The sequence below is a fragment of the Leucobacter faecis genome (assembly GCF_054456635.2).
Map to the genome: position 1 here is coordinate 1 of NZ_JBTJEP020000036.1, position 1,649 is coordinate 1,649.

General features: G+C 62.0%; 1 protein-coding gene. It reads right to left on the reverse strand.

Features of this window, described 5'->3' with window-relative positions:
- On the reverse strand, positions 1 to 1,487 hold a 1,487-nt coding region (gene istA / locus ACXR2T_RS15735; RefSeq protein ID WP_489945560.1), incomplete at its 3' end, for an IS21 family transposase.
- Between the last annotated feature and the right edge of the window lie 162 nt (positions 1,488 to 1,649).

Below are 1,649 nucleotides of genomic sequence, written 5' to 3' on the forward strand. Positions count from 1 at the left end.
GGACGCCGTTTCCCCGTCTCGTCTTGTCTGGTCTCGAGGATGGGGCGCAGATGCGCGTAACGAGGAGACCTGACCTTGGTCGCCAACGCGATCTCGCACGCTCGCTCGACCCGGCTACTGGCATACCTGCGAGAGAGCCGCAACACCGCCAAAGCCGCATTCAAACCTTGTTCCTCGATCGGTACAGACGCGAAGATGCGTGCGACAACGGTCGTGGTGTGCGGGCCGATTCGTGTCGCCCACTCACGGGCCCGCGCGCTGTCCCACTCCTGATACTTGGGGCCGTCGGGCAGATCACCATCCCTGGTGCAGTATTCGCCAGTGACGTTTGTCGGGGCGAGGGCGTGGGAAGCGAGACGGTCGCCGCCCTGATAGATCTCAATCACTCGCTCAGTGACCCGCACATCAACGAGTTCACCCACATGCGGGTAGGGAACCGAGTAATGGTTCTTCTCCCATACAACGTGCCCGTCTCGCCCCACTCTGCGCCCATACGCCCAACGACTGATCTCGTACGGGACGGCGGGCAAGGGCCTGAGCCTGGGCCGTTCTTCGCTGTCGAACACGCTCTGCCGGGAGCCAGCACGTTTCTGGAACGGCGCCCGGTTGAACGCTTCCATCTGCTCATAGATCGCTTCCCGCAGCTCGGGAAGCGTGGCGAACTCGCGGTGGCGCAGCGACGCGATCACCCACGTCGCGACACTCCACACCGTGTTCTCAACGCTCGCTTTGTCTTTGGGTCGGCGGGGCCGGCCCGGTAGCACGGCAGCCGAGTAGTGCGCGGCGAGTTCTCGGTAGGCGTCGTTCAACACGACTTCTCCCTCGCGGGGATGTTTGATCACCCCGGTTTTCAGGTTGTCGGGCACGATCCTGGGGGTCGTGCCGCCAAACCAGTCAAACATGGCGACGTGGCAAGACAGCCACGTGTCTTGGCGCATATCGAGGCTGGGTTCGACAAAGCCCAAGCGTGAGAACGGGAGACAAGCAACGAACAAGTACACGCGCGTTGTCGCCCCCGTCGCGGGGTTGGTGAGTTGCATCGTCGGGCCTGACCAGTCGACCTCGACCGTTTGACCGGCCTTGTGCCCTACGCGTGATGAGATGCCCTGCGTGCGCACATAGTCAGCGTACGTTTTGCAGAACCGGTCGTACCCCATGTTGGGGCGGCCCGCGGCCTGGCACTGATCGCGGTACTCGGCGTGGAGGAGTTTCAGTGTGACTCCAACCCGTGCGAGTTCGCGATGCAGCCTCGGCCAATCGGGCTGCTCGTAGACACTCTCCCGGTCACCACTCCCGGGGAAGAGTCGCTCGTATACCTCGGCCTCGCTCATCTCAGCGGCGGTATCCCAAGCAAGGTTCTCTCGGGCTGCTGCCCGTTCAACCTTGATGACGCTATGGCGAGACACCCCTTGAGCCTCGATCTGCGCGAACGAGAGCCCATCGTGGCGGAGCTGAAGGACCAGCTTCGCCCTGATTTTACGTACCATCAGAATTACTCCTTCTGTCGCACGATTACGGCGCGCGACAGAAGGAGCTTCGCATGATGGTGCTCACAAGGAATATTCACCGGTGCTCACCAGACAATAACTGCGCTTCAGCGGGCGGTGCTCAACCGGAATACTGGCGGTGCTCAGAAGTCCGAATACTCA